At 57.4% G+C, this 19,114-nt stretch carries 15 protein-coding genes and 1 riboswitch; of the genes, 11 read left to right on the top strand and 4 right to left on the bottom strand.

Translation table 11 applies throughout. The features are described 5' to 3' along the window. Window positions 1-113 precede the first annotated feature (113 nt). Window positions 114-1,640, top strand: coding sequence for a trypsin-like peptidase domain-containing protein (locus KQI65_09165; GenBank protein ID MCB2204909.1), 1,527 nt, complete (start codon window positions 114-116; stop codon window positions 1,638-1,640). A 213-nt stretch (window positions 1,641-1,853) separates the two neighbouring features. Here the strand turns inward: KQI65_09165 and KQI65_09160 are convergent, their stop codons facing one another. Next, window positions 1,854-2,432, bottom strand: coding sequence for a phosphatase PAP2 family protein (locus KQI65_09160; GenBank protein MCB2204908.1), 579 nt, complete (start codon window positions 2,430-2,432; stop codon window positions 1,854-1,856). A 288-nt stretch (window positions 2,433-2,720) separates the two neighbouring features. Between KQI65_09160 and KQI65_09155 the strand changes: the two genes are divergently transcribed. Genes KQI65_09155 through tadA form a run of 4 tightly spaced genes read left to right on the top strand, consistent with a single transcriptional unit; the run spans window position 2,721 to window position 5,546 of the window. Next, entirely contained in the window at window positions 2,721-3,779 is a 1,059-nt protein-coding gene (locus KQI65_09155) for a PorV/PorQ family protein (GenBank protein MCB2204907.1), read from the top strand. A 6-nt stretch (window positions 3,780-3,785) separates the two neighbouring features. Continuing rightward, on the top strand, window positions 3,786-4,481 hold the full coding sequence (locus tag KQI65_09150) for a DUF1684 domain-containing protein (protein MCB2204906.1): 696 nt from the start codon (window positions 3,786-3,788) through the stop codon (window positions 4,479-4,481). 1 nt (window position 4,482) lies between these two features. Beyond that, a complete protein-coding gene (locus tag KQI65_09145; GenBank protein MCB2204905.1) occupies window positions 4,483-5,091 on the top strand; it encodes a hypothetical protein in 609 nt (202 codons plus the stop codon). After that, complete coding sequence (gene tadA, locus KQI65_09140; GenBank protein ID MCB2204904.1) at window positions 5,091-5,546, top strand: tRNA adenosine(34) deaminase TadA; 456 nt, start codon at window positions 5,091-5,093, stop codon at window positions 5,544-5,546. Before KQI65_09145 ends, tadA begins: the two co-directional genes overlap by 1 nt. Window positions 5,547-5,813: 267 nt before the next feature. On the opposite strand, the gene KQI65_09135 is transcribed toward tadA, so the two are convergent. Both KQI65_09135 and KQI65_09130 read right to left on the bottom strand, forming a co-directional pair. After that, window positions 5,814-7,388 carry an OmpA family protein gene (locus KQI65_09135; protein MCB2204903.1) on the bottom strand — a complete coding sequence of 525 codons (1,575 nt, stop codon included), beginning with the start codon at window positions 7,386-7,388 and terminating at the stop codon, window positions 5,814-5,816. A gap of 148 nt (window positions 7,389-7,536) precedes the next feature. Further along, on the bottom strand, window positions 7,537-8,082 hold the full coding sequence (locus KQI65_09130) for a hypothetical protein (protein ID MCB2204902.1): 546 nt from the start codon (window positions 8,080-8,082) through the stop codon (window positions 7,537-7,539). 235 nt (window positions 8,083-8,317) lie between these two features. After that, window positions 8,318-8,518, top strand: a riboswitch (cobalamin riboswitch). A gap of 106 nt (window positions 8,519-8,624) precedes the next feature. Here KQI65_09130 and KQI65_09125 point away from each other — a divergent pair. Continuing rightward, window positions 8,625-10,583, top strand: a complete 1,959-nt coding sequence (locus KQI65_09125; protein ID MCB2204901.1) for a TonB-dependent receptor — start codon at window positions 8,625-8,627, stop codon at window positions 10,581-10,583. Window positions 10,584-10,614: 31 nt separating this feature from the next. Continuing rightward, window positions 10,615-11,667 carry a hypothetical protein gene (locus KQI65_09120; protein MCB2204900.1) on the top strand — a complete coding sequence of 351 codons (1,053 nt, stop codon included), beginning with the start codon at window positions 10,615-10,617 and terminating at the stop codon, window positions 11,665-11,667. 105 nt (window positions 11,668-11,772) lie between these two features. Here the strand turns inward: KQI65_09120 and KQI65_09115 are convergent, their stop codons facing one another. Further along, window positions 11,773-13,701 (bottom strand): penicillin-binding protein, encoded by a 1,929-nt coding sequence (locus KQI65_09115; GenBank protein ID MCB2204899.1) that lies wholly within the window; start codon window positions 13,699-13,701, stop codon window positions 11,773-11,775. A gap of 629 nt (window positions 13,702-14,330) precedes the next feature. Here KQI65_09115 and hypF point away from each other — a divergent pair. The 4 genes from hypF to hypE are packed head-to-tail and all read left to right on the top strand — an operon-like array spanning window position 14,331 to window position 19,088. Further along, the gene (hypF, locus tag KQI65_09110; protein MCB2204898.1) at window positions 14,331-16,673 is read left to right on the top strand and encodes a carbamoyltransferase HypF; all 2,343 of its coding nucleotides are present in this window, start codon (window positions 14,331-14,333) and stop codon (window positions 16,671-16,673) included. 3 nt (window positions 16,674-16,676) lie between these two features. Next, window positions 16,677-16,934, top strand: a complete 258-nt coding sequence (locus KQI65_09105; protein MCB2204897.1) for a HypC/HybG/HupF family hydrogenase formation chaperone — start codon at window positions 16,677-16,679, stop codon at window positions 16,932-16,934. Then, on the top strand, window positions 16,931-18,022 hold the full coding sequence (hypD, locus tag KQI65_09100) for a hydrogenase formation protein HypD (protein MCB2204896.1): 1,092 nt from the start codon (window positions 16,931-16,933) through the stop codon (window positions 18,020-18,022). Before KQI65_09105 ends, hypD begins: the two co-directional genes overlap by 4 nt. 55 nt (window positions 18,023-18,077) lie before the next feature. Continuing rightward, window positions 18,078-19,088, top strand: coding sequence for a hydrogenase expression/formation protein HypE (hypE, locus tag KQI65_09095; GenBank protein ID MCB2204895.1), 1,011 nt, complete (start codon window positions 18,078-18,080; stop codon window positions 19,086-19,088). The last annotated feature ends 26 nt before the right edge of the window (window positions 19,089-19,114 follow it).

The raw sequence follows: 19,114 nt of genomic DNA, 5'->3' as shown, positions 1-19,114 counted from the left end.
TATTGTCTCACCAACGCAATTTTTATGACCGATTTGTTGTTACTGTAATTGGTATCGTCTTGGACTTGAAGCACAACTACTTATTGTCGGTACTCTGACAGGAGGAACAGATCATGTCAAAACGCACAGTTCTCACAGCAATTATCCTTGTGAGTACGGGGATTCTTTTCGGCGCCGTGCTGGTCAGCAGCTTCAGTGGCGCGAATCTCTCCTTTGCTGATACAAATACAGAGTTCAACAGCAGCGCTCCATACACGCCGCCTGCTGACGCTGCATCGTTGAACGAGACCTTCCGCAACGTCTCCCAGATCGTCACACCCCAGGTTGTCTACATCAGTGTGAAAACGCGTGTGGAGAACAATAACCCCCATCAGTTTTTCCGGGGCTGGCCTTTCAACCGTCAGCCGGAAGACAGCGACAAGCAGCCTTACAGCTCAGGTGCCGGTTCCGGCATCATCATCTCGGATGACGGCTACATCATGACCAATCGTCACGTGGTCGAAAACGTCATCGAAGACGGCATCACCGTGACGCTGCACGATAACCGCGAATACACCGCCCGCCTGATCGGCGAGGATGAGAACACGGATATCGCTGTCATCAAAATTGATGAAACAGGCCTCTCCGCCGCATCGCTGGGCAACAGCGATGAAATTCGTCCCGGAGACTGGGTACTCGCCGTTGGTAATCCGCTCGGACTCACCTCCACGGTGACCGCGGGCATTGTTTCCGCCATCAGCCGCAACATCGGCATCATGCGCGACCGCCAGGGCTATGGCATCGAAAACTTCATCCAGACCGATGCGGCCATCAATCCCGGGAACAGCGGCGGCGCCCTGGTCAATCTCAGTGGACAGGTGATCGGCGTCAATACCGCGATCGCCGGCGCCATGCAGGGCACCTATCTCGGTTTCGCCGTCCCGATCAACCTTGCCAAGGTGGTCGCGAAAGCCCTGATCCGTGACGGGAAATTCGTGCGAGGATATATCGGCATCCGTATCAAGGACGTCGACGCCAAGACCGCGGACGCACTCGGAATGGACGTGTACCAGGGCGTGCTCGTGCAGAGTCTCGTCAAGGACGGTGCCGCAGCGAAGGCCGGACTCGAGAGCGGCGACGCCATCGTTGAGGTGGACGGCCGTGCGGTTGAAACCTCGAATCAGCTTCAGGCACGCGTCGGTATGAAGCACCCCGGCGACAAAGTGATGCTCAAGATCTGGCGCGATGGAAAGTACATCTCGAAAACCGTGACCCTGGAAGGGCGCGATGAAGACGAGAAAACGCTGGCTGAAGATGAGAGCTCGAATGATGTGAAAATCGAGAGATCGGAACCGCTGAAATTCAAAGACAGTGGTTTCACCATCAAGCCCCTCGATGAAAAAGCACGCGAGACTTTCGATCGCAAAAAGGGCGTGCTCGTCACCGACGTCCAGCGTCCGGGCAAGGCCTTCGAAAATAATCTGCCGCAGGGCACCGTGATTTTCGAAGCCATTCGCAAGGGCCGCCGCGTCCCCATCGACAACGTCTCGGAGTTCAAGAACTTCGTCGACAAGCTCGATGATGGTGAATCCGTACTCTTCCGCTTCGAAGATCCCAATGGCAATGAAGGCTTTGCCCCCCTCAAAGCCCCGATCGAATAATATCAGTGGGAACACGGGCATCGAAGAGGGGAACACGGACAGCTCTGATCTCACGGATTAGTGGGAACACGGAGTAAACAGATTGGACTGATTTTCACGGAAATGAGGAGCATTTCGCTTCCACAAACTTCCGTGAGAATCAGTCCAATCGGTGTAATCGGTGTTCCCACTAATCCGCTTCACCCGTGAAGATCCGTGTTCCCCCAGATAGATTTACCAGGGGTTGGAGGAGATACGGAGACGATGGAAGATGGCGAAGACGAGCACTGCGAGGGCGAATCCCCCGAGCACATCGAGGATGTAATGCTGCCGGATGAGGAGGGTTGAAAGGGATATCGCGATGGCGAGCAGGAGAAGGAGCAGGCTGACAGGGGCTTTGGGACGCTCCCGCAGCGCAAGCAGCGCCACCAGCCAGGGATTCGCGACATGCAGGCTGGGAAACGCATTCCACCGCGCATCGATACTCTGCATGAAAACTACAATCGAATTGCTGAGCTCCGTCACTGCCGGACGCGGGGGGCCTTCAGCCGGGAACAGGGCAAAAAGCAGAAATGCGAACAGGTTCATGCTGATAAACGCCAGGAATGCCCGGTTGAGAAACGCCGGATCCCGCCTGACAAAAAAAAGACCGAGCACAATCACATAGGCCAGAAGATACACGTATACCGCGCCGGACCAGAATGGCAGTTCGCTGTCCACCCCCAGCGACGGATCGAACACCGCTCCCCGCACTTCCCCGATCCACCCCGTCAGATAATACAGTCCCACCCACACCGCATAACACGCGGCCATAATCCCCACATATCTGCCTGTAGCATACGCTCGACTCATGTGTCAAAAATAAGAGAGATTTCGCAGATTGAAAGAGGAACGCAGATTTGTCGCGGGTTGAAGAGCAACGCAGATTATCGCGGAGTACCCGCGGAGTTACGCAGAGGAAAATTCATGACGTCTCCCTGCGAAAATCTGCGTTGCGAATTCCCTCTGCGAATAATCTGCGTAATCATACTCCGGTTTCGGACTTGCTTCACTCTCTTCTCTTCCCCATATTTCTCAGTACTTCTCACCGAGGATATGCATATGCGTACAACATTCAAGGTCTTCCTCTTCGCGGCCGCGTTGCTGATGGGTGTATCGAGCCTTCAGGCACAGACGACGGTAGCGAAATATGCCGGTGATTTCATGGCGACCGGTTTCGGAAGCCGGGGGCTGGCGATGGGCGGGGCACATGTCGCCGCGGTCGATGACATTACGTCGGCATACTGGAATCCTGCCGGACTCATGCGCACGACCTACCCGGAAATCGGACTGATGCACGAGCAGCGCTTCGGCGGATTGCTCAGCTACAATTATGGCGGTGTGGCCTGGCCGTTCGGTGAGAAATACACACTCGCGCTTTCCATCACGCGCTCAGGCGTAGACGATATCGCTGATACGCGCAACGCACTGATCGATCTGGACGGAAACGGTCAGCTCGATCCCAACGACCGCATCGATCCTTCCAAGGTCGAATACTTCAGTGCCACCGACTGGGTCGGGTACCTCACCTACGCCTACAATGCGAATGACAGGCTTGCACTCGGCGTGAACCTGAAACTGCTGCGCCGTGACCTGCATGACGAAAATGCCATGGGTGTCGGCTTCGATATCGGTGCACAATACCGCATGAGTGATAAGCTCATGCTCGGCGCCTCGGTGCAGGACGTGACCACGACCTTGATGGCATGGAGTACCGGACGCAATGAACTCGTTTCCCCCACGGTGCGTGTCGGTGCGGCCTATGCCATCGAAGCGCTTGGCGGACGAATCCTTCCGACGCTGGATCTCGAGATGATGGGCGAGGGACGCGAGTTTGCCTCGACGGTGAACCTGGGACCGGTGAGTATCAATCCACATGTCGGACTCGAATACCGCTTCCGCGATGTGTTCGCCCTCCGGGGTGGACTCAGTGACGTCTTTTTCGACGACAAGCACGACAGCAAGCAGCTGCTGACCTTCGGTGCGGGAATTCATCTCCCGAAATTGTATCTTGATTATGCCTTCGGACAAAATGCCCTGTTCAGCGAATTCAAGGACGCCTCGCATCGAATCTCGCTGCGCCTGGTGCTCGAGGAAAAGAAATTCTCACGTACAGAGTAAGCACGCATGTACACATCGCAACGATATTCATACCGCGAGCATAGACTCGCGGTTTTTACATTCCTTCTTTCCTTCATCCTCCTGACCGCCTTCAGCCTGACCGGCTGCGGTTCACCGGAAGAAAAATCCGCCGACAGGCAGGAGGACATGGAAACACAGGACGTCTACTCACTGGAAGTGCGTAAGGACAGGCTCGAGAAGGACAAGTACCTGATGACCAGTCCCAACACCCCCATCAAGGCGTCGGATATGGAGTTTTTCAGCGGACTCGACTATTTCCCCGTAGACAAGCGGTATGCCTTCCTCACCGCCCTGCGTCCCCTCGAGGATGCGGAGGAGGTGGTCATCGCCACCTCGCAGGATCGTCCCCGTCAGATGCTGCATATCGGCGAACTGCCCTTCTCGATCAATGGTGAGGATTTCGCCCTGCAGGTATACGCGCCGAAAGACACGAGCGACGGCAATTACTGGTTCATCCCCTTCACCGACAACACCAGCGGTGCGGAGACTTACGGCGGCGGCCGCTATCTCGATATCGAGGAAATCTACGCCGATTCCGTGTTCCTGGATTTCAACTACGCCTACAGTCCCTACTGCGCCTACAACGAACGGTATGACTGTCCCATTCCCCCACCCGAGAATGCCCTGACCATCCCGATTCCTGCGGGAGAAAAAATCTATCCTCTCTACCATGGGAAATAGCATGCGCACGCGTTATTCGTTTCTGTTTCTTCTGCTCATCCTTCTCTCCGCCTGTGGTGGCGGAGAAAAAACCGTGAAGGTCGAAGAACGCAGCTGGCCCAAGTACCGCTACGCAGCCTCCGCCGAACTGTCGAAAGACTATGTCTCCTCGGAGGATGGCAGTCTGCGCGTGCTGCGTCCCGAGGGCTGGAGCAAAACTTCCGATGCGAAGAACGCGCCGTCCATTCTGCTCTGGCTGGTGCGCGATGATTATTCCGCTTCGATCTCCTTCACACCGCTGCAGATGGATCCGGCACTGTACCAGACGCTGAAAAAAGACGGCATCGAAGCCGTTGCCAAGGTCAGCCTCAGTCTGAAGGAGCGCAACGCCGAAGACTCTGTCACCGTGGTACAGCCCGTCGAACTGTTCAAAGTCGGCGATCGCATCAGCGCTGCATACGAGTATCGTGTCGGTGCCGCTCAGCCCGTCGTGCGCGTCGTCGTTTTCGACAGTGGCAGCAGATACCTTGAATGCACGTTGTACCCGGCTACCGTTTCCGTGACTCCCGCAGAAAACCGCCGCCTCTTCGAAGTACAGCAAACCGTTCTCGCCTCACTCGTGGCCCGCTGATGCAAACCGACCATGAACGCTGGATGGAACAGGCCCTGCGCCAGGCGGAACGTGCCTACGAGGAAGAGGAAGTCCCCGTCGGTGCTATCGTCGTGCACGAGGGACGCATCATCGGTAAGGGCTACAATCAGAACGAACAGCTGCATGACCCCACGGCACACGCCGAAATCATCGCCATCACCGCGGCCGCCAACACCCTTGGCGACAAGCAGCTGAAGAACTGTACGCTGTATGTCACGCTCGAGCCCTGCGCCATGTGCGCCGGAGCCATCGTCCTCGCCCGTATCCCCACGCTCGTCTTCGGCGCCTACGACGCAAAAGCCGGCGCCTGCGGCACCCTCCGCAATATCGTCGAAGACCACCGACTCAATCACATCGTCCACGTCATTCCCGGCATCCTCGACGACAAATCCACCGCTCTTCTCCGCAGCTTCTTCGCCCGCCTCCGGAAGTAGATCCCCTCGCCTTTCGCGCGCACACCCCCTGTCAGCAAGCGTTCATTCTCCGCGCATGATCCATGCGTGATGGAAATATTGAAAGATGGAAGAATGGAAATATGCCGTGATGTCATATTTCCATTCTTCGATATTTCCATCTTTCCATTCGCAGCCAGTAAGCAGGGATTACTTCCGTGCAATCCACAGGCACCCGGAACACGCGGAGGGAAGCAAGCCCCGCTCCAGTTGAGTTTGCCTTCCGCGGTCTGCGATTACAGAGATGCGCTATTTTGTGCGCACGAATTCAATGCGGCGATTTTTCGCGCGTCCCTCCTCGGTATCATTGCTCGCCGCTGGCTTGTCGGGACCGAAGCCCTTTGCTGAAAGTCTCTCGGGATCAATTCCACGAGCGGCCAGCCATTCAAGGACGGCCTCCGCACGCTGACGTGACAGGCGCATATTCAAGGCTCTACTTCCGCGGCTGTCGGTATGACCGTGGATTTCGACAACAATCTCAGGATTGAACTTCAACGTGTTGTATGCCTTCTTGAGTATGCCTTCCGATTCCGGCAGGATGTCCGCACTTCCGGTATTGAAAACGATTCCCTCGAGAACAAGCGCCTGTCCGACCTCAGCTTCGAGCTGAACATCATCAGCCGGGTCGAGAGGATCTGTGCCACGCTTCACCTCGTCACCATCTCCGACCGATCCCTTGTCCGTATCCATAACATCCGGACGCGTACGATGCGTGTGAACTTCATCACCATCCTTGAGTCCGTCACTGTCGGTATCAATGGAAAGTGGATTACAGGAATATTTCTGCACTTCCTCGCCATCGGTAAGCGTATCCCCGTCGGTATCTTTTTTCAACGGATCGGTTTTGTGTTTCGAAACCTCCGGTCCATCTGCCAAGCCATCGCCATCAGTATCCGCATTCAGAGGATTGGTCTTATAACGATTGACTTCATCGCCGTCACCGAGTCCATCACCATCAGTATCAGCAGCAGTCGGGTTTGTCTTGTGCGTCAGGACCTCCGCACCGTCCGTTAGCCCGTCTCCATCCGTATCGGGCAGCAGCGGATTGGAATTTGCGTCCAGCACTTCAGTTCCGTCCTTCAATCCGTCTCCGTCAGTATCCGCCAACAGTGGATTCGTGCTGTGTGAATGCACTTCGGCACCATCCTTCAATCCGTCTTCGTCCGTATCGGGATTGTTGGGATCGGTACCAAGCTCCCGCTCTTCGCTGTTCAGCAGACCATCCCCATCACTGTCCGCATCTCCTCCCTCACCTATCCAAGTCAATCCGATGGAGAATGTCCAGAACTCGTCGTCGACACCTGAGGCAATGCTGTTCAGCCAGTCACTCAACAGGTAATTCCAGCCACCGTAAAGTTCAAGCGCCACGCGGCTGCGCAATATGGTCTGGTATCCGAGTCCCACCGGTATGAACGCCATTGCCGGATCATCCCCCTTGTAGCGGTGGAGATCGTCACTGATGTCATAGTGCTGCGAGTGCAACGATCCAATACCGGCATACAGGTAGAGATTTGAAGGACCAATATCAAATGGACTGTAGAGGGCCCTGAGTTCTGCAGAATGGACGCGACTCTCAAACGTCTTCCCATTTATCCGGCCGCTTGAGAATCCCAACTCCGCAGCAATGTGCGGCAGCAGTCCGGTACGCAGATATCCCCGGGCGATATAGTTGATTCGGCCGTTGTTTTCTTCGGTATTCCCCTGGGTTCCACCATAGCTGAATCCGGCACCGAAGCCCTGATCGATGAACTGTGCGTTGACCGTGTCGCTCATACAAACTACGATGAGACAGACCAGTCCAATCCCTGCAATTGTCTGCTTCATAGCTCCTCCATTGTATGTCTCAAGAAAAAGGATAGACTCATCTGGAGTATAAGCAGTATTCACCTTAAATGCGACCGGATCGGGGGATTTTCAGCATTCCGCGCGCATACCCCCTGGTAGCAAACCTCCATTCTCCGCGTATAGTCCGTCACTCCTCTGCATACCGCTGCCAGACATCGAGGTACAGTTCCCGGAAGGGCACCCAGGTATCCTGCTCGGCGCGGGGATCATTCAGGCGGACGATATTCATGGTGATCTGAAGGTTTTTCAGCGCGGTGTCGAACTGGCTCTTACTGCAGGCGATGTCCTCCATCACCATGCGGCGCAGCGTTGTCGTATCCCATGGCTGCTGCTCGACCAGTTCGTTGATATGCCGCGCCAGCGGGGTGAGCGTACGGACGGGTCGGTACGCTGCCGGGAAATGCGTTTCCGCCATGTGCTTCCTGTCCATCAGTACAGCGAAGCCCCCTTTGATCTTTCCGTAGTAGATATCGTCCGGATACTCCGCGGGCAGTCGCGTTTTCCATGTCCACACAGCGTGCATCTTCTCCCCCCATCCTGCTTCCCCGGGCTTCTTGTCCGGAAGGTCCACGTGCTCCCAGAGCGAGGTATGCTCCACCTTTTCGCTTGGGAACACCGTGCAGACTTTCGTTTTTTTCACGAAATCGCGCGCCTGGGCAATGGTTTTGATCATTGTGTCATTCCTATTGTTACGAAGCTTCCGCCTGTTCATCCTTGATGCACTCGAGGAAGATGGCATCCATGGGAAAGTCCTCAACCGGGGCACTCCCTCTACAATTTGCAATCTGTAATCTGTAATCTGCAATCTGTAATCTGCAATCTGTAATCTGTAATCTGCAATCTGTAATCTGTAATCTGCAATCTGTAATTTGCAATCTGCCATCCGAACTTGTAGGTTACAGTTGCGTTCTTTGACAACCATCCATGGTTCCCTCACGGGATGAAAACGGGAATGCCGTGCAAATCGGCAGCTGCCCCGCAACTGTGAGCGACGTTGAGTTCATACCGATAACCACTGGAGTGATCCGGGAAGGGGTGTGAACGGCGCACTCGGAAGAGCATTGCGCACGCCGCGAGTCAGGAGACCTGCCATGGACAAATTACAGGCCTTCGCGGGTGAGGTTCCTGATGACGTGCGCGCCATCGCTCCCTTACTCCCGTTGTCATTCGACACGGGTTTTTTCGTTTGCACTTCCCCGCAGGCCAGGATATATCATGACCCTGCGGGTTTTTCATTTATGTATTTTCGCTGCCGCGAGTTTCGTCTTCACCTCGACGCTGCCTGCGCAGATGCGTCTCGGCGATGACGATACGCTGTTCTACGCTTACGGTGAACAGGTCACGGTGACAGCGACGCGTTTCCCGACCGCGCTTGCTCATGCGCCGGCCGCGACCGAGGTGTTTGCCGCGCGCGACATCGAACGTCTCCCGGTGGATGCCGTCTCAGAGCTGGTGGCCATGTCACCCGGCGGAACGGTACGCGATTACGGAGGCAGCGGCGCGCTGCAACTGGCATCGCTTCGCGGACTCGGAGCCGAATACACGCTGGTTCTGCTGAACGGGGTACGCATCAACGCCGCGCAGAACGCACTGGTGGATATGGGACAGCTTTCACTGCGCCAGGTCGACCGCGTGGAAATTACACGCGGGGGCTTTGCGGCACTGTACGGCAGCAACGCACTCGGTGGTGTGGTCAACATCGTCACCGCGCAGCATGCCATTCAACCGTCCTTCCGCCTGGGGTATGGAGGGTTCGGCTGGAAGCAGGCAGCGGCATCAGCTGGTGTCCAGGGTGCGCGTGGACGCGCGTTTGTCGATTTCTCTTACCAGGAAGCGGATAACGACTATTCATTCACGCCCGCGTGGAGTGATCATCCTCTCACACGCCGCAATGCCGATGTCCTGCGCAGAAGCTTCAACGCCGGTGGCGATCTTCTGCTGCCGGATGCCACGATTTCACTGTATGTCGATGCGCACAGGTTTGAGAGCGGTACTCCCGGCGCTGTTTTCTCCACCGCTCAGGGCCGCGCCCGCCAGACGGACGACGCCCTGCTGCTGTCGCTGCAGGCGGACTGGGAAATGACACCCACCGGACGGCTGCGAGCTGCGCTCGGGGGACGAAGCTCGATGCAGCGCTACAGCGACCCTTCGCTCGTGGTGGCCGGGGAAGCCCTCAACAGTGAATATGGCAACAGCCAGGCGTCGCTCACCCTCGCATGGGAGGAGTCCATTGCCGATGCCCACAAACTTGTCGGTGGCGTGGAAGCACGTGTGGACAAGCTGGAAAGCGCCGAGGTGCGTGATCGCCCGCAGCGCAGCACATATGCCGCCTTCACTGCTGCGGAAATTCGCATCGGCAGCAACAAACTTCCACTGCATGTTTTTCCCTCACTGCGTTATGAGCATATCGACGACAGGACGGGAATCCGCCAATTTGATGAATTCCTGCCCTCGCTCGGGATGCATCTGGGCGTGCTGCCCGAACTGCTTGCGTTTCGCGCTCGCTGGTCGATGGGTTTCAGCGCACCGACCTTCAACCAGCTCTACTGGCGTGAAGGAGGCAACCCCACACTCCGCCCTGAATACTCCACTGCCTGGGAAGCAGGACTCACCTGTACTCCCGGCAACGTCCTCGCATCTGCCGACCTGACATTTTTCCATCACGACATCACCGACAAAATTGTCTGGGCGCCGGGGCAGGGTATATACTGGATACCGCAAAACGTACAGCACGTACTCTCCCGCGGCGTTGAAGCAACTGCGATGCTGCAGCTGCTCCGCGATCGCCTGCGCCTCCGCCTCAGTGGCCAGTGGATGAACGCGAGGAAGATGAACGCCTCCTTCCCCGGCGATGCGACACAGGGCAAACAGTTGATTTACGTGCCCCGCTTGAGCGGCGCAGCCCTTCTGGCATGGTCCGCCACGCAGGATCTGTCACTATCCACCACGTTGCGCGTACTCGGCAGACGCTACTACACAGAGAGCAACGATGCTTCCCTGCCTGCGCATGCCGTCCTTGATGCAGCGGTGACAGTGGGAATGAACGTTGTCGGACTCCGTGGCGATCTCCGGCTCGAACTGCGCAACGCTTTCGACAGCGCATACGAAGTCGTCGCCTTTTACCCCATGCCCGGGCGTCATTTCCGGGCCATACTCACCACTTCCATCCTATAATCACGCACCAATCCGCATGCAAGGGAATTCCATGAAACGCCTGCTCCCCATTCTGTTCAGTATCATCGCAGTTTCCATCACATTCACCGCCTGCTCCGAAGACGATGCCACGGAGCCCCAGCCAATACCCGAGACGGCACGGGGACTGTACATTCTCAATGAAGGGACGTTCCAGCGAGCCAATGCTTCGCTGAGTGTTTTCCTTCCGGATTCGAACCGCGTTTCGCAGAACGTATTTTCGGGCGCCGCCGGTCGTCCCCTTGGCGATGTCGGCAACAGTCTCACGGCTCATGATGGCAGGTTGTATATCGTCGTCAACAACTCCCACCGCATTGAGGTTATGGACCTGGCGGAATGGACGCCTGTCATGAGCATCGAATGTCTGGACGGTGCGAGTCCACGCAGTATCGTCTTCGCCGATAATGGCAAGGGATTCATCAGTAATCTCTACCGAAATTCCGTGTCCGTCGTCGATCCTGCATCAGGGACGCTCACCGCGGAAATCAGCGTCGGAAACAATCCTGACGGCATGGCCATCAGCAGAGGGCTGCTCTATGTTGCCAACAGTGGCTTCGGATCCGACAACACTGTATCCGTTGTCGTTCCCGATTCAAACAGCGTCCGTCGCACGCTCCTTGTCGGTGATGGTCCGACGACGATAATCCCGTTGACCGACGACGCCGTGGCTGTGCTTTGCAACGGTGATTACGGGGATTTCAACGATCCGAACGACGATACCCCGGGCTCACTCTACATCATCGACACCGGGAAACTCACCGTCATCGATTCCCTCGAACTCGGGGGACACCCGTCGCGTCTGGTGCGCGATGACAGGGGGTATCTCTACACCCTCGGCGGCACAGGGGTCACGCGCATCCATCTCGCCTCCAAAACCGTCACGGCAGATTTCATCCCCGGGTATTTCTATGGACTGCTCATCGACACCGCGGATCAGCGCATCTACGTCAGCGACGCGAAGGATTACGTGCAGGCAGGTTCGGTGGGATATTACTCATACGAAGGTAGCGAAATCGGGAGCATTTCCGCAGGTGTCGTTCCCGGAAGCATGCTGCTGTATCCCTGACAGCATCTCCCGGAGCGAAAAACAGACCCTCCGGTCATTCCATTATGCAGTTTCTGCATAAAAAACAGCTCGCAAATATGCAGAATCTGCATATTTCAGAGTCCCTTACCAGCCGAAGAACCAGCCGCCGCCGTGTTCGTCGCATTCTGCGGGGAGCAGTGTGGTATTGACGGGATAGAGGGCGGTGTCGGGACAATCGTCCGTCGCGATGAGCCCGGTTTCCTTGCAGAGGGGGAGATACTCAACCGTGGACGGCTGCACGAAAGCGCTGTCGGCTGCAGTGGTGTCAACGATATGCGCCATTGTGCGAGCCCAGATCGGCGCAGCCACGGTGCCACCGTAGCGGAACGCGCCACGCAGTTTGTGTGAAGCATCATCGAATCCCACCCACACCGCCATACTGAAAGACGGGGTATATCCCACAAACCAGGCATCGGTGGAGTTCTGCGTCGTTCCTGTTTTGCCGGCGGCGGGACCCGCGTAATACCGCCGTACCGATGTCGCCGTACCACTGTCAACCACAGCCTGCAGTCCGTCAGTGATCAAAAACGCCGTCGCGGAATCAAGCACCGTCGCCGTATCCGGCCGCGCGCGATAGAGCACACGTCCATGCTTGTTCAGAATACGCGAAATACTGAAGGGCCGGGCACGGTGTCCCATCGAGGCAAAGGTAGCATAGCCGTCTGCCATCTCGATGGGTGATACTTCGGAGGTGCCGAGCGCGAGTGAGGGGAAGGGACGCAGTTCGCTCTCAATACCCATGCGATGCGCAAAGGCGGCGACGCGTTCGGGATCGGTGCGTTCCACCATGGCATGTGCGGCGACGAGGTTGAGCGATCGCTGCAGTCCGTAACGCAGGGGGAGCAGACGGTTACTGCTCGTGTCGGAATCATTCATCGGACGCCATTCCCATGCCAGGCCGGAATCGACGACGATGGGACTGTCCATCACTGGTGTCGCGAGTGTGTAACCCTGTTCGAGCAGCGACGCGTAGAGAAAGGGTTTGAACGAAGATCCAGGTTGGCGCTGAATCTGTGTGGCGTGATTGAGTCCGCGTGCTTCTGCCTCAGGATTGCCCCCGATCATGGCCCGCACGGCTCCGCTGTGCACATCGAGCAGCGCAGCGCCGACCTGTACGTCACGCATGGATTCGGGCAACTCCTTCCACTGCTCCTGCACCGCCGATTCTGCCGCATCCTGCATCCTGCTGTCCAGCGTTGTATAAATGCGCAGCTGATCCTTCGACAGGGAAACGTCCTTGTCTTCGAGCAGACGCACCGCTTCGCGCCGCACCCACTCCGCAAAATGTCCCGCCTCGATGCTTCGCGGGTGCAGATCCAGGTCCTTTTCCCGCAATTCTGCATACTCAGCGGCGGAGATACGCTCGACCTCCACGAGATTGTGCAGCACTTCATTACGACGCGACTTCGCTTTCCCGGGATGCTTGAGCGGATTGTAGCCTTCGGGGGATTTGAGCAGTCCCACCAGCAATGCGCTTTCGGTGATGTTCAGCTTGGCCGGATCCTTGTCAAAATATTCCCTTGCAGCCGCCCATATCCCGTAATTTCCGCTGCCGAAATACACGGTGTTCAGATACAGCAGCAACAGCTCGTCCTTGCTGAATTTTTTCTCGAGATCGCGCGCCAGATCGATTTCTTTCAGCTTGCGTGAAATCGAGCGTTCATGTGAAAGGAAGAGATTGCGCGCCAGCTGCATGGTCAGCGTGCTTCCGCCCTGCGTATTGCCCGTGAGCGTTTCGATAACCGCGCGTCCCAATCCCTTGATCGACACCCCGTCATGATTGTAGAAATCCCTGTCCTCGGTCGCCAGCAGGCAGCGAATGACCCAGGGCGAAACCGATCCCGTGCTGCGCAGCTCCACGCGCCTCTGCTCGCCGTAATATCCAAGCACCTCACCGTCCGCCGTGAGCGCGTACGACGCATACGGCAGTTCGATCGGCGGCAAATCCTGCGCCGACGCCACCGTCGCACACAACATCATCATAATCGCTACATAGCCACTTACTCGCATCATGTAAATATCGCAATTCCCCTCAACAAAAACCGTGCACCCAGCGGGTACTATGGCAGATGTCAGATTGCAGATTGCAGATTGCAGATATCAGATTGCAGATGTCAGATTGCAGATGTCAGATGGCAGATATCAGATGGCAAACTCCCCAGGAGCGGGGATTGCTTCCCTCAGTGTGTTCCGGGATGTCTGCTCAATGCATGGAAGTAATCCCCGATCGGCAAGGTGGGGAGGAATGCGCTGAGTATGGAAATATGGAACGATTGAAAAATGGAAATATGACATCGCGGTGATGTTTCCATTTTTCCATTATTCAATCTTTCCATTGCATACCGAGTATCAGGAATTGCTTCCGGGCTTCATGCTGACATCCGGGGACACGCGCAGGGAAGCAATCCCCGCTCCAACTGAGTTTGCAATCTGTAATCTGTAATCTGATATCTGCAATCTGTAATCTGATATCTGCAATCTGAGATCTGCAATCTGCAATCTGAGATCTGCAATCTGAGATCTGCAATCTGCAATCTGCAATCTGTCATCTGCAATCTGCAATCTGTCATCTGCAATTTGCAATCTGCAATCTGAGATCTGCAATCTGCAATCTGTCATCTGCAATTTGCGTATTTTAGAGGATGGCCGGATTGGATCATATAGTGCGGAAGCGTGTACGGGTTGAAGGGATTGTGCAGGGTGTGGGATTTCGTCCTTACGTGTACCGGCTGGCGAAAGATTGTGCGCTTACGGGATTTGTGCGCAATGACGGGGATGGCGTCACTATCGAGGTGCAGGGTGTTCGTGTTGATGAATTTGTTCCCCGCCTCATCCGGGAAGCACCGCCGTTGGTGCTGGTGACCGATGTGCACGAAGAAGCGTTGGCGGGACGGGAGGAGACGGATTTCGTCATCGTCGCAAGTGAGGGAACTCCGGTAGCGTCGGCCATGATCCCGGCAGATGTGGCGACCTGCGACGATTGCCTGGCGGACATCCGTGATCCGGAAAACCGGCGCTATCGTTATCCCTTCACCAACTGCACGAACTGCGGTCCACGCTACACCATCACTGCATCGATTCCCTACGATCGTCCCAGCACCTCGATGAAAGATTTCCCGATGTGCGAAGACTGCGCGAGGGAATACGGAGATCCCGACAACCGGCGCTTTCATGCCCAACCCAACGCCTGTCCCGTCTGCGGTCCCACGCTTAAATTCGTTCGCAACGCGCGCCTGCATGGCTGCGATGTGGATCTCGAGGGCGATGCCGCATTGCGTGCCGGACAGCGGGAAGTGGCAGAGGGACGCATACTTGCTCTGCGGGGGCTTGGCGGATACCACCTCGCCGTGGATGCGAAGAATGAACATGCCGTGCATCTGCTGCGTGTGCGCAAACACCGGTATCAGAAACCACTCGCGGTCATGCTGCGTGATGTCGAAGCCGTGCGCCGTATCTGCACCTGCAGCACGGAGGAAGAGGCGCTGCTGCAATCACCCCAGCGCCCCATCGTCATTCTGCAGCTGCGCGAGAGACATGGGATCGCACCATCGGTCTCACTCGACAATCCGACCCTCGGCGTCATGCTGCCCTACACCCCGCTGCATCATATCCTCCTCGATGGTGAGGCGGACATACTGGTGATGACAAGCGGCAACATCAGTGAAGAACCGATATGCATTCGGCGCAGCGAAGCGGCGACGCGGCTCGAAGACATTGCCGACGCCTTCCTGCATCACAACCGTGAAATCCTGCAGCGTTGCGACGATTCGGTATTCCGCGTGATCGCCTCCGAGCCGCGTCCCATGCGCCGCGCACGCGGTTACGTGCCGCGTCCCGTTCTTCTCCCCTCTCCCGCACCTTCCGTACTCGCCGTGGGAGCGGAGCTGAAAAACACTGCCTGCGTCACGAAGGGACGCGCAGCTTTCCTGACGCAGCATGTCGGCGACCTGGAAAATCTCGAAGCACTCGGGTTCTTCGAGGAAAGCGTTACACATCTTCTCGATATCTTCGCCGTCGAACCCGCTGCCATCGCCCACGACCTGCATCCCGATTATCTCGGTACGCAGTGGAGCCGCGGCCTGCTGCCGAGCGAACTGCAGCGGCGTCTCGCACCACTGCCCCGCATTCCAGTACAGCATCATCACGCGCATCTGGCCGCATGCCTGGCGGAAAACGGCCGCAGCGGGGAAGACGCCATCGGCGTCATTCTCGATGGAACGGGATATGGCACCGACTGTACGATATGGGGTGGAGAATTCCTCCTGGGATCCGCGAAGGGATATGAGCGCATGGGACATTTCATGACCACGGCCATGCCGGGCGCCAATGCCGCCGTACGCGCGCCCTGGCGCATGGCAGCATCGCTGCTGCACGCAGCATTCGGGACAGAGGCGTTCGATGCGCTTGAAGACTGGTCCGTCCGCCGGACGAAAGACGAACTGCAGGCCGTACGGTTTTCCCTGGAAGAAAACATCAATGCGCCGCTCACGTCGAGCTGCGGACGTCTCTTCGACGCCGTCGCGTCGCTGGTGGGACTGCATGACACGGTGGATTTCGAGGCGCAGGCGGCCATTGCGCTGGAATTCGCAGCGGGCACAGCAACCGATGAGGCGTTCCGGCGCCCCTACACCACCGAAATTCAGCATCCCGAAGGGCGGCCGATTGTGCTTTCCTTTTTGCCCGCAATTCGGGAAATTACAGAGGATATACATGTCGGGATTTCCCCCGGCATCGTTTCAGCGCGTTTTCATGCCGCAGTCATCAGTGGCTGCGTGCAGGCGATAGAGGAAATCGCCGCAGCAAGCGGACTGCGCACCGTCGCACTCTCGGGCGGATCATTTCAGAACGCACTGCTGCTCGAAGGTATGCAGCGCGCACTTACGGATCGCGGATTCACCGTCCTCACCCATACCGAGGTACCCGCCAACGACGGCGGTATTGCCCTGGGTCAGGCGGTGATCGCGCAACAAACATTACGAGGTTAGTACATGTGTCTGGCTGTTCCCGCCAAAGTTCTTGAACTGCGTGATGACAACATGGCGCTGGTCGACATCAGCGGCACGCAGAGAGAAATCAGTCTCATGGTGCTCGACGGCGACGCCGCTCCGGGCGATTACGTTCTCATCCACGTCGGCTACGCCATCGAGAAAATCGATGAGGAAGAAGCCGCACGCACCCTCGCCATGTTCGAGGAAATGTCGCTGCTCGATGAGGAAGTACCGGAAGGCGAGGATCCCCTGGTATGAGTGTTCTCACGGCGTTTCGCGACAGCGAGCGCGCCCGCAGCATTATCGAGCGCATCCACCGGCGCAATACGGGGGATATTTCCATCATGGAATTCTGCGGTGGACACACGGTCGCGATTTTCCGCAGCGGCATCCGTTCGGTCATGCCCGAAAGCGTGCGCATGCTCTCGGGACCCGGCTGTCCCGTCTGCGTCACCTCCAATGCCGATCTCGACCGCGCCGTTGCGCTGGCGAAAACTCCGGGAGTCACCATCACCACTTACGGCGACATGCTGAAAGTGCCGGGCAGCCGCGAAAGCCTCATGCAGGTACGTGCACAGGGCTACCCGGTTGAAATCGTCTACTCCACACTCGATGCGCTCAAGCTCGCCGAAGAGCAACCGGACAGGGAAATCGTCTTTTTCGCCATCGGCTTCGAGACCACGGCACCAGCGGCTGCGGCAGCTGTGCTGCAGGCCCGGAAAAGGGGGTTGAAGAACTTCAGCATCTGCTCGGTCATGAAACTGACCATCCCCGGCGCGCGTGCCCTGCTCGCCATGGGTGAGGTGAAGGTCGACGGCGTGATTGGTCCGGGACACGTGTCCTCCATCATCGGCTCCGACGCCTGGCGTTTTCTTCCCGAAGAGCATGGCATCCCCGTCGCCATCAGCGGCTTTGAGCCCCTTGATCTGCTCGCCGCCACCGATGCCATCATGGAAATGCACGAGCAGCGGCGTCCTGCACTCGTCAACACCTATAGCCGCGTCGTGCGTCCTGAAGGAAACCGCAAAGCCTGGGGAGCCGTCGAGGAGGTATTCACCCTCGATGAGGCGGGGTGGCGCGGCTTCGGCATCATACCGGAAAGCGGACTCGTGCTGCGCGAAGAATTCGCAGATTTCGATGCTGACCGGCGTTTCGACATCACGGTGGAAGACAGTGAGGAGCATCCCGCCTGCCGTTGTGGCGAAGTACTGCGCGGCGTCATCACCCCGCATGAATGCAAGGTGTTCGGCACGGCCTGCACGCCGGAATCCCCACTCGGTCCCTGCATGGTCTCGAGCGAGGGCAGCTGCGCGGCCTATTATCACTACCAGCGGCAGCTGGCATAAGCCGTCGGGCGATGCATGAGCAACCGACACGAAGCATGACAACAGGATTCAAGGAATGAAGCACAAACAGATTCTGCTCGCCCACGGCAGCGGCGGCAGCATGATGCACGATCTCATACAGGAGCTTTTCCTCCCGGCGTTCGACAATCCATATCTGCGCCAGGGCAATGACCAGGCGCTGTTCGAGAATCCCGGGGGACGCATTGCGTTTACGACGGATTCCTATGTCGTGCAGCCGCTGGAGTTTCCGGGTGGAAGCATCGGGGAGCTCGCCGTGCATGGCACCATCAACGATCTCGCCGTTGGCGGGGCAAAGCCGCTCGGACTCTCGGTCGGTATGATCCTCGAAGAGGGACTGGAGATGGAGCTGCTCGAACGCATCGTCGCGAACATGAAGCGTGCGGCGGATGAAGCCGGGGTGCCCCTCGTGACCGGCGATACGAAAGTGGTCGAACGCGGCAGTTGCGACAAAATGTTCATCAATACTTCAGGTGTCGGACTGGTGGCAGAGGATGTACACATCGATGGACACAATGCGCGTCCGGGCGATGCCGTCCTCGTCTCCGGCAGTCTCGGTGATCACGGCGTTGCCGTCATGTCCGAGCGCCGGGGTGTGCAGTTCAGCACTCCCGTGGTCAGCGACACCCAGCCCCTGCATCGTCTGGTTGCACGCATGCTCGAGGTGACGAAGGACATCCGCGTCATGCGCGATCCCACACGTGGGGGCATCGCCACCACGCTGAATGAAATCGCCACGCAGTCGCGCGTGGGCATACACATCGAAGAAACGGCGCTTCCCATCAGCGCAGAAGTCAATGGCGCCTGCGAACTTCTCGGACTCGATCCGCTGTACCTCGCAAACGAGGGGAAACTGATTGCCATCGTTCCTGAAGAAGCAGCAGAAAGCATCCTTTCTGCCATGCGGGAACTTCCCGAGGGGAAGCACGCCTGCCGCATCGGCCATGTCGTCGAAGACCGGCCCGGTATCGTTCGCATGCGCACGCCGATTGGTGGAACGCGCATCATCAACGTCCTGAGTGGAGAAATGCTGCCGCGCATCTGCTGAGTGTCCAGACTGAACAGCTGACCCGG

It is taken from the genome of bacterium (assembly GCA_020444325.1).
In the GTDB taxonomy this organism is placed as follows: Bacteria; Bacteroidota; Ignavibacteria; order SZUA-365; family SZUA-365; genus BM516.
This window is presented reverse-complemented; position numbering and strand designations above follow the sequence as displayed.

What these genes read in the sequence shown, in the direction of transcription:
- KQI65_09150 (MCB2204906.1), top strand. Translation starts at nt 3,786, where the DNA reads ATGTACACATCGCAACGATATTCATACCGCGAGCATAGACTCGCGGTT.
- hypF (MCB2204898.1), top strand. Translation starts at nt 14,331, where the DNA reads ATGGCCGGATTGGATCATATAGTGCGGAAGCGTGTACGGGTTGAAGGG.
- KQI65_09165 (MCB2204909.1), top strand. Translation starts at nt 114, where the DNA reads ATGTCAAAACGCACAGTTCTCACAGCAATTATCCTTGTGAGTACGGGG.
- KQI65_09105 (MCB2204897.1), top strand. Translation starts at nt 16,677, where the DNA reads ATGTGTCTGGCTGTTCCCGCCAAAGTTCTTGAACTGCGTGATGACAAC.
- KQI65_09125 (MCB2204901.1), top strand. Translation starts at nt 8,625, where the DNA reads ATGACCCTGCGGGTTTTTCATTTATGTATTTTCGCTGCCGCGAGTTTC.
- hypE (MCB2204895.1), top strand. Translation starts at nt 18,078, where the DNA reads ATGAAGCACAAACAGATTCTGCTCGCCCACGGCAGCGGCGGCAGCATG.
- KQI65_09130 (MCB2204902.1), bottom strand. Translation starts at nt 8,082, where the DNA reads ATGATCAAAACCATTGCCCAGGCGCGCGATTTCGTGAAAAAAACGAAA.
- KQI65_09145 (MCB2204905.1), top strand. Translation starts at nt 4,483, where the DNA reads ATGCGCACGCGTTATTCGTTTCTGTTTCTTCTGCTCATCCTTCTCTCC.
- KQI65_09155 (MCB2204907.1), top strand. Translation starts at nt 2,721, where the DNA reads ATGCGTACAACATTCAAGGTCTTCCTCTTCGCGGCCGCGTTGCTGATG.
- KQI65_09115 (MCB2204899.1), bottom strand. Translation starts at nt 13,701, where the DNA reads ATGATGCGAGTAAGTGGCTATGTAGCGATTATGATGATGTTGTGTGCG.
- hypD (MCB2204896.1), top strand. Translation starts at nt 16,931, where the DNA reads ATGAGTGTTCTCACGGCGTTTCGCGACAGCGAGCGCGCCCGCAGCATT.
- KQI65_09160 (MCB2204908.1), bottom strand. Translation starts at nt 2,432, where the DNA reads ATGGCCGCGTGTTATGCGGTGTGGGTGGGACTGTATTATCTGACGGGG.
- tadA (MCB2204904.1), top strand. Translation starts at nt 5,091, where the DNA reads ATGCAAACCGACCATGAACGCTGGATGGAACAGGCCCTGCGCCAGGCG.
- KQI65_09120 (MCB2204900.1), top strand. Translation starts at nt 10,615, where the DNA reads ATGAAACGCCTGCTCCCCATTCTGTTCAGTATCATCGCAGTTTCCATC.
- KQI65_09135 (MCB2204903.1), bottom strand. Translation starts at nt 7,388, where the DNA reads ATGAAGCAGACAATTGCAGGGATTGGACTGGTCTGTCTCATCGTAGTT.